Here is an 8,534-nt window from a genome sequence, read left to right as displayed (position 1 = left end):
TTTATACCTAGAAAGTAAAGGGTTTAATGACAAGATTGATCCGCTGGAAATGTATTGTCGTAATGCGCAAATAGAGCTTGAAAGTGTTGAAAAAGTCACGAGTCGTGAGGCATGGTTTTGTCATTTGATGACGATGGGAAGCTTAGCTTTCCTGCCTGCGGTAGAAGCTGATGAGTGTAATCACATTCCGTCTTTAAGAACCGAAGCTTTACCTCGTGAACAAGTCGCGCTGTTGCATGGCGATATGTTATCTCCAAAATACTATCTTATTGAAAAAGAACTTAAAAATAGAAGGTATACGCAAGAGAGAAGAACATTGGTCGTTGAGTTGGTACAGGGTTTACTCCAATCTAATTAATTTATTTCCCGCCTCTAATTTCAATTACTGGTATTACCAATTTCAGTAATTGAAATTCCATTAACTGAATCTTTAATTTTTAGTCACATCTTTGATACAAATTGGTGTCGAAATAGTCGGTTTCTTTTATATTTGATTTACTGCGTATGCAGCAAAATAATACCTATAAAGGGATAAAATGATGAGAACACATAAGAAGTCTTTATTGGCGATGGCATTGATAGCTGCCATCGGCTTGACTGGTTGTGGAGATGGTGATGATGGCCAAGACGGTGCACCAGGCGCACCGGGCACTCCTGGTACCCCAGGCACACCAGCAGGCATAACGGTTGATACCGTTAGTAGTGCCGCTGATTTCGTACTTACAGTAGCACCAGCAGATATCGTAGTCGTGGGTACTGACGCCTTCACTATTAAATTTACCGCAACAGGTAAAAACAGCAAAGGCGAAGCGGTTCCCTTTACTGGGCTAGAAAAAGTTGCGCTATATGTAATGAACCAGGCTGCTAACACCACTGATACTGGCGCACCAGTATTGTGGCAAAACAATGCACTGGCTAACGAGTTTGGCTCAAGTATGTATTGTACGCTAACGGGTAAAGCAACGGCTCGTGGTGGCGCAGAAGTAGATGCCTGTACTTTGGTTGAAGATGAAGCTAACCCAGGCGCTTACACAGGTACTTGGGAGCATGATGGTAATGCGCCAGTCGTACTCGCCGAAGGCGATGCTAATAACCTATTCCGCGTCATGGTGCGTACCTATAATGTCTCTGATAGCTCAGGGGCCGGCATCTCTGACAAACTACTGTCTACGCCTGTCGATTTTATTCCTGCAACGGGTGAGCTTGCGGTATCAGTAAAAGATTCAGTCTCTAATGCCGCTTGTATCAAGTGTCATAGTAGCAAAGACGGTTACGCCGTTACTGACATCCGTATCGCCAATATTGGTGCTCACCATAACTATCAAAAAGTAGAAAATTGCGTTGCTTGTCATAATCCGGCATACGCAGCTGATCAGAATGACGCCGAAAAAGGCTTTAATCCTAATTGGAACGCAATGATCCACACCATCCACGCAGGTCATCATCTTGATCTCGTTGGTGACGCTAAAGCTGAAGGATGGGAACAAATTGGTTTCCCATCAGAGCTAAACGAATGTACCACTTGTCATGACAACGGTACTCAGTGGAATGACAATGTCTATGCTGAAGCCTGTGTGTCTTGCCATACTGATGTTGACTTAGCTACAGGTGATGGTCACAGAGGTATTGTGCCTGAGAGTGATGCGGCTTGTTCTGGTTGTCATGGCGCAGGTAGCCTAAGCCCAATGCAAGCTCATAGTGTCGATCGCCGAGCTGCTTTTGAAACCGGTCTAGTGTTAGATGTGATGTCAGCCGACGTTGCTGCTGATCTATTAACCGTTGTCATTGATGTACAGCTTAATGGTGAAGTCGCTATCGATGGTACAGATTTAAAAGAGTATCTGAACAAATATCAGTCTGGTGATGATATTTTAATCGGTACTCTTGATGCGAATGGCGATTATGTTCGCGGGCTTAGTATTAACACTAAAGATAACGCTGATGAATTCGTTGTTCAAGGCGGCAAGTTAACCTTAACGAAAGCAATTACTGCTGGTCAGCTAGATGGCAAAACACTGTCTGTTTCTTCTGAAATGAATATGTGTGGCGATACCAGCACGAGCAAGATTATTGAAAACACTAAGCTAACCGAAGGAGCTGGTACCGATAGTGGTGCATGTGATGTCGCTATTCCGGCTAACATCGTCACTAAGTTCTTCAAGTTTGAAGCTACAGCCGTTAAAGGTGTACAGACTGAAGATAACCTCCGCTTCGTAAGTTCTAAACTTACGGACTATATGTCTCCAACGCAGGCTGGAAATGACCGCACAACAGCTGATGAAGCCAAGTGTAATGCTTGTCATGGCAACTTATCGCACATCAAATCACCTAACCATGGTGTAACTGACTTTACTCAGTGTGCTGATTGTCATAACAACAGCTACGCGGGTTCATATCATGCTGATGTTTATAAGCAATCTGGTGTAGATGCAGATGGTGAACCGACATTTGAAGTTATGGAAGGTTTGGAGTATTACAACAGAGACCTCGTTACCGTTGCTCACCGCTTCCACAGTGGTATGTTTGCTGGTAACACAGGTGGTGGGATCTACTTAGGTACAGATGGTGAGACTTGGGTTAACTATCCAGCACCTAAAACAGACTGCCAAGCGTGCCATAAAGATGAAAATTCTGAAGGCGATGCAATGCCATTCTTTGCTGCTAACGGTGGTCTAACATCGGGCAGAGAAGCGATTGCGACAACTGATAATTACGGTGCAACGGTTGAGTATATCTCACCGGTTGCTGAAGCTTGTCGTAGTTGCCATGCTCACTCAGGTGCTGCAGCCTTAGCTCACTTCAAGAGTAATGGTGCGACTGTATGGGGTGATGAAGTTAGAGATGCTAACTTAGTACCTGTTGAATCTTGTGCAACGTGTCACGCTGAAGGTAAGACTTATGGTATCGACAAGATGCATATGGGAGGTGCTCACTAACTTAAAATTATAAAAGTTTCACCTGCTATGGGATCCCTGCTTCTCATAGTCATTGAACCTCTTGGGAGCCTTCGGGCTCCCCTTTTTTTGCGATGATTTTGGGGTTTATTTTTTTGTTTAGCGTGTAATGACCCTGTTGGTTGGTTATTTTTAATAAAAATGAACCAATGTCCGAGTTTGTGACCGAGTGCAATTATTCAACAGTATCGCTTAGCCGTTTTAGCAATTGCTAAAGTGATAATGCTGAATAAGCGTGAGGAGTAGCAAGTAATGGCAGGAAGTGTGATCTTGATGCTGGTTGCGGATGGTGGTTATTACAATCTTTAGTTTTTTAGGTTAAGTGTTTGATAATAATATTTAATCGCTATTTTTTGAACCATTCTCTTATCGTGATTATCAACACCACTCATTTGCTTGCTGCGTGTGCTTTAACTAAAATCCGCGGCGCTAAGATTAACCATTGTTAATCTAGTGCGGTAGAGCGTAACCGCTACACATCTAATTGATCACTTCCTGTAGGGGAACTCAATGTCTACACAGCTTACAAATTCTTTGGCAAATCCTGCTCCACTTGGCTTAGTGGGCTTCGGTATGACCACCATTTTGCTTAATATTCACAACGCAGGCTTCTTTCCGATGGATTCAATGATCCTAGCGATGGGCATATTTTATGGCGGTATTGGGCAAGTACTCGTAGGCATGATGTGTTTCAAACGGGGTGACACCTTTGGTACCACGGCATTTACCTCTTATGGTTTGTTCTGGTTAACCTTGGTTGGGCTTATTGTGATGCCTAAAATGGGCTTCGCGGCGAGTCCAGCAGGATTTATGGGTTGGTACTTAGCGTTGTGGGGCACGTTCACTGGCTTTATGTTTATCGGTTCAATGCGTTACCCGCTGGCCAAACAGATTGTATTTGGTTCACTGACGATATTATTCTTCTTATTAGCAGCGCGTGACTTTACTGGCAACGCACTTATCGGCACGATTGCAGGCTTTGAAGGTATTTTCTGTGGTCTAAGCGCTATCTACTTTGGTATGGCTCAAGTGCTTAACGCAGAGTATAACCGCGTGATTTTACCAGTCGGTAAGGCCAGATTTTCAGCAAGCGTACAGACGGTTGTTGATGCAAAACCTGTTTTAAAAGCCGCATAACCGTTCGCGTTTTACGGCTGTAGATAACAAAAAAGCTGACAAGTATGTCAGCTTTTTTTCGTTATGAAACGGGGTTAGCGTTGTTGAAGCTTAAACAACCACTTACCGTAAAGGTAAATACCAATGGCTGAAATAGACCCGATGGCGGCGATGATGTACCACGCCATGCCGATGTTATGGGTGTTATAAAGCAATGTCGTTAGCTGCTGCGCCGGCTCACCAGTATAAGTGACTAAGGTTGAAAATGCCTCGCCCAGAGGTATAGCACTAACATCACTGGCACTCATGCCACGATCTACCAATAACTCCCGCGAGAAGATCTCTTTCGAGGCATACATCTCATAGAGCTTAGGGCCAAAGAAACCTTCAAGCGTCCAACCAATGCCTTGCGGCAGCATCACAAAACCAAGATACATGGCTTTTTTGCCTTCAGGGGCAATGTTGCCCATAAACTCATTTTTCTTCGGGCTAATCATCATTTCGCCGAAGGAGAACATCGCGATAGCGAATACGATCATCCAAGCGGCATTGGTAGCACCAACGAGAACGAAGGCCAAAATACTCAGTAAACACCCGCCTAACATCGCCGAGGTGATCCGGTACTTTGCGGTTAACGCCGCCACTAAGAAGCAGGTGGTCATGATCATACCCGCGTTAAGGTTAAGCATGCCTTCAGGCATCACCTTAGTACCGGTATTATCTAGGCCAAGCCAGAACTGGAAAAACCCATTTGTGGTGCCTTCTGGACCAAATAGTGAGGTCACAATCACACTGGTATCGACCCATTCAGCAATGTGAATAGGTAATACATCAAACAAGGAGTTAAACAGGAACCAAAAGCCTGCAAACACTAACATGTAGTAGATTACGATTGGCTTTTTCAGCTCGTGTAGCGCATCACGCCACAGTGCTACTTGTTTAATTTCACCAGATTTAATCTTACGATTACGCTCTAAACGCTCCTCTTTACCAGGCTCTTTATAGGCGAGTAAAAATAGAAAGTTAAAAGAAATAATCGCGGCGCAGGCAAAGAATACATAGTCCCAAGAGAGTTGACGCATATGCACGGCAACTAACGGTCCTAAGAAACCACCGATATTAACGACTTGGTAGAAAATACCCCAAGCCATCGAGGTGTTCTGTCGCCCAGTGGAGAGCACGAGTGTGCCTTGAATACCGGGCTTAAATACCCCGGTTCCAGCGGCCAGGAGAATGGCGCCAAAAAGGAAACCATAGAAACTCGGGAAAAACGCCATCACCAAGTAGCCAGAGATCTTGATTAGCGTTGAAGCGAAGATCGTTTCTTTGTAACCAACACGGTCTGAAATGCCGCCAGTGAATACTGGAACGAAGGTCTGCATCATCGCCCAGATACCGATAATAATACCGTAGTCACTTAAGCTAATGCCTAGGCCGCCATTCGATACTGGTGCTTTAGCGTAAAGGCCTGCACTGGCTTTTACGCCGTAATAGGCAATACGCTCGACCAGTTCCATGCCGCCGACAATCCAAAATATATAACTCAAGCTGGCAATCGAGGCCCACATTCCCAGCTGTTTTACTTCCCGTAGGTCGTTATCTGCGTAAGCATCTTTTGACTCGCTCATAACTTTCCTTTAATTGTTTTAATTATTTATATTTATTATTGCTTTCGTTTTTAAGAAGCATTTTTATGTTGGTTTTGGGTGAGATGAAGGTAATGTTCTTTGCCAAAACGCTGCAAGCTTGTGATTGCGGTAAACACTTTACCTAATTTGATGACAAACACCAATGCGTTAATGGAAGTTTGAGAATAACTCAGGGCTTTGGCATCAAGTTCAGACTGGGCTTGATTAAGAGGAGGTCACTATTCGAACGGTTTTGCGTGCAGGCTCAATAGTATTGGCACAAAACCTTGCTATGGAAAAGCGGTTTAATTGATGATGTAAGCAAATGCAGGCGCCATAATCACCATCGCAATACCGGTGAAAATCATGGTTAAACTGGCGATGACGCCTTCTTGTCTGCCTATCTCACTGGCTTTTGCTGCGCCGGCACCATGAGCGGAAGCCCCTAGCGCAACTCCCTTTGCCACGGAACTACGGATCTTAGCGACTTTAAACAAAGGTTCACAAATAAGCATTCCCATTACTCCCGTGATTAACACTAGCATTGCAGTGAGTTCAGGTACGCCGCCAAAGGAGGAGGTTGCAACAATGGCAAAAGGTGTTGAAACCGAACGCACCATTAGGCTATTAGATAATTCAGCGGGCATTGATGTGAAGTAGCCAACCAACCAAGAGGACCCAATACCGAGGAGCAGTCCAACTAACACGCCGACACTTAAGGTAATTGGGTATTGTTTTATCAATGCGCGTTCACGATAAATGGGCACTGCAAAGGCAATCGTTGCAGGGGCTAATAGTGCAGCTAGCCAATGGGTGTATTTAAAATAGTCCGCCAACGGGATGTTCAAGGTAATGACCACAAATAAGATGATAAGTGGTGCGATAACAATGGGCGCAAACCACACTTTTTTATGACGGCGATAGAGTGCTTTACTGCTGTAGTAACCGAATAGCGTTAGCACAAAACAGAAGACTCCCCAGAGTGATGGAGTCACTGGTTGCCCCCTTGGCTTAATAGCACCTTTAATCTATGCTTTCGTTCGAACTTAAACAATCGGTCAACCGTAAAGGCAGTGCCGAGCAATACGATGGTGCTAGCCACTAGCATGGAGCTGATTAATACCATCCCAAAATGTTCAAGTAACGCTTGATACTTGATCACCGCGACGACTGGAGGGATAAAAAACAACAGCAGATCACCTATCAACCAAGCCGCTCCCATACTCACCGTTTGCTCTGGCACCCATTTTAATGACAGTAGCGCGAGTAACACTCCAAGCCCAATGACGCTGCCAGGTAAGGGGGAATTAATATCCTTGGCAATAACTTGGCAGGCCCAAGCGAAAGCGCAAAACAGCACTATCTGTAAAAAACGTTGCAAAAATAGCGGCATTTTCTGGCTTTGTTTACTGAGCATATATAGAGCCATTGAGCCTTCCTTCGCCGCCATGTTGATTCCTATAGGGGTCGCTTTACTTCGATAACGTCAGTTTACGCTTGCTTAATGAATAGAAAAAATGAATATTATGAATGGAATCTATAACTATTGGTTATCTAAATGGATCTGAAAACGCTGTACTACTTTGTTGAAGTCGTTAACGCTGGTGGTTTTTCTAAGGCCAGTAAAACCGTATTTTTGACACAACCGGCACTATCAAAGGCGATAAGGTTGCTCGAAGAAGAGTTGCAAATGGTGTTGTTGGAACGAGGAAAGCGTGGCACTCAAGTTAAGCTTACCGCCGCAGGGCAAGTGGTTTACCGTCATGCTGAGCAGCTTCTCAGTGGTCGGCAACGTATGCTGGCGGAGCTTGATGGTTTGCGTAATCTGACGGGAGGCACATTAAGATTAGGCTTAGCCCCATTGGGCAGCGCAGAGCTGTTCGCACCAGCAATCGCTAAATTTAGACAGGACTATCCCAAAATAGAGATGCAGTTGCTGGTTCGCGGTGGCATAGAGCAAACCGCCGCACTCAAAAAAGATGACATTGAGCTAGCGACAGGGATCATTGATTTTGACGATGAGTTTGACGGGCTACGCATTCGCAACGAGCCAATGGTGGTGGTAGTACCAAAGAGCCACCCTTTGGCTTCAAAAAAACAGCTACAGCTTAACGATCTACGCGATCAAGCCCAAGTGATGTTTGAGCGTGAATACACACTCTATGAATTTGTGTTAAGTGCTTGCGAAAAAGTGGGCTTTGCTCCGACTGAAATAACCCGGGTCAGTCATGCTGATTTTGGTATTGCGCTGGTGGCGGCAGGGACGGGAGTGATGTTGCTGCCACAGATCATTGCTGAGCGTTATCGAGTCGATGCGGTCGTTAACGTGCCACTGGCCAGTCGTGATCTCCGCTGGGAGTTATCACTATTTTGGCGTAAACAGCAGACGCTCTCTTTTGCAGCAAAAGCGATGATTCAAATAGTAAAGTTGCAACTTATTGCAGACAATAAAAAAGCTTAATACTATTCGTCGTTGAACGTCATCGCTGAGCACCATAATAGTGCATCATGAATGACGCTATTTGGTGACAACCCACAGCGCGTGTAGCACGCCAGGGATGAAGAACAGTAAACACAGAATGATATTGATCACTAAGTCTTTGCCTACGCCATTTTTTAGAAATACGGCAACTGGCGGTAATAAAATTGCAAGAATAATAAGTAACAGCTTGTTGGCATCCATAGCGTATTTTCCTTAAAAGTATTAGCTCGTTGTATTAGCTCGATAATGACGACATTCGGCTCTTCATAACTACTACTATAAACTTAATCTAAATTAGTGATTATGTAAACGTCATGCCAGCGCTTAACCAATAAGCCACTGGCAACAGTCTAG

General features: G+C 44.6%; 7 protein-coding genes and 1 pseudogene. 4 read left to right on the top strand and 4 right to left on the bottom strand.

The window, feature by feature from the left end; translation table 11 throughout:
• From CXF82_RS22385 to CXF82_RS17460, 3 genes and pseudogenes are all read left to right on the top strand, one after another.
• Positions 1-358: pseudogene (locus CXF82_RS22385) on the top strand (LysR family transcriptional regulator); the annotation flags it as partial.
• 178 nt (positions 359-536) lie between these two features.
• A complete protein-coding gene (locus tag CXF82_RS17465) occupies positions 537-2,936 on the top strand; it encodes an OmcA/MtrC family decaheme c-type cytochrome (RefSeq protein ID WP_180961226.1) in 2,400 nt (799 codons plus the stop codon).
• 528 nt (positions 2,937-3,464) lie between these two features.
• Positions 3,465-4,091 carry an acetate uptake transporter gene (locus CXF82_RS17460; protein WP_101091791.1) on the top strand — a complete coding sequence of 209 codons (627 nt, stop codon included), beginning with the start codon at positions 3,465-3,467 and terminating at the stop codon, positions 4,089-4,091.
• Between the two features lie 74 nt (positions 4,092-4,165).
• On the opposite strand, the gene CXF82_RS17455 is transcribed toward CXF82_RS17460, so the two are convergent.
• From CXF82_RS17455 to CXF82_RS17445, 3 genes are all read right to left on the bottom strand, one after another.
• Complete coding sequence (locus tag CXF82_RS17455; RefSeq protein WP_101091792.1) at positions 4,166-5,698, bottom strand: MFS transporter; 1,533 nt, start codon at positions 5,696-5,698, stop codon at positions 4,166-4,168.
• Positions 5,699-6,003: 305 nt separating this feature from the next.
• On the bottom strand, positions 6,004-6,693 hold the full coding sequence (locus CXF82_RS17450; RefSeq protein ID WP_101091793.1) for an LrgB family protein: 690 nt from the start codon (positions 6,691-6,693) through the stop codon (positions 6,004-6,006).
• Positions 6,690-7,115, bottom strand: coding sequence for a CidA/LrgA family protein (locus tag CXF82_RS17445; protein ID WP_101091810.1), 426 nt, complete (start codon positions 7,113-7,115; stop codon positions 6,690-6,692). The genes CXF82_RS17450 and CXF82_RS17445 overlap by 4 nt, the downstream gene beginning before the upstream one ends.
• 141 nt (positions 7,116-7,256) lie before the next feature.
• On the opposite strand from CXF82_RS17445, the gene CXF82_RS17440 reads away from it, so the two are divergent.
• Entirely contained in the window at positions 7,257-8,159 is a 903-nt protein-coding gene (locus tag CXF82_RS17440; RefSeq protein ID WP_102044657.1) for a LysR family transcriptional regulator, read from the top strand.
• Positions 8,160-8,216: 57 nt separating this feature from the next.
• Here the strand turns inward: CXF82_RS17440 and CXF82_RS17435 are convergent, their stop codons facing one another.
• Positions 8,217-8,381, bottom strand: a complete 165-nt coding sequence (locus tag CXF82_RS17435) for a YqaE/Pmp3 family membrane protein (RefSeq protein WP_101091795.1) — start codon at positions 8,379-8,381, stop codon at positions 8,217-8,219.
• Between the last annotated feature and the right edge of the window lie 153 nt (positions 8,382-8,534).

It is taken from the genome of Shewanella sp. GutDb-MelDb (genome assembly GCF_002836075.1).
In the GTDB taxonomy this organism is placed as follows: domain Bacteria; phylum Pseudomonadota; class Gammaproteobacteria; order Enterobacterales; family Shewanellaceae; genus Shewanella.
Note: the sequence above shows the minus strand (reverse complement) of the source record. Positions and strands in the feature narration are given on the sequence as shown.

Bases quoted from the DNA above. Each gene is read 5' to 3' on its own strand.
- CXF82_RS17465 (WP_180961226.1), top strand. From the start codon at position 537: ATGATGAGAACACATAAGAAGTCTTTATTGGCGATGGCATTGATAGCT.
- CXF82_RS17460 (WP_101091791.1), top strand. From the start codon at position 3,465: ATGTCTACACAGCTTACAAATTCTTTGGCAAATCCTGCTCCACTTGGC.
- CXF82_RS17455 (WP_101091792.1), bottom strand. From the start codon at position 5,698: ATGAGCGAGTCAAAAGATGCTTACGCAGATAACGACCTACGGGAAGTA.
- CXF82_RS17445 (WP_101091810.1), bottom strand. From the start codon at position 7,115: ATGCTCAGTAAACAAAGCCAGAAAATGCCGCTATTTTTGCAACGTTTT.
- CXF82_RS17440 (WP_102044657.1), top strand. From the start codon at position 7,257: ATGGATCTGAAAACGCTGTACTACTTTGTTGAAGTCGTTAACGCTGGT.
- CXF82_RS17435 (WP_101091795.1), bottom strand. From the start codon at position 8,381: ATGGATGCCAACAAGCTGTTACTTATTATTCTTGCAATTTTATTACCG.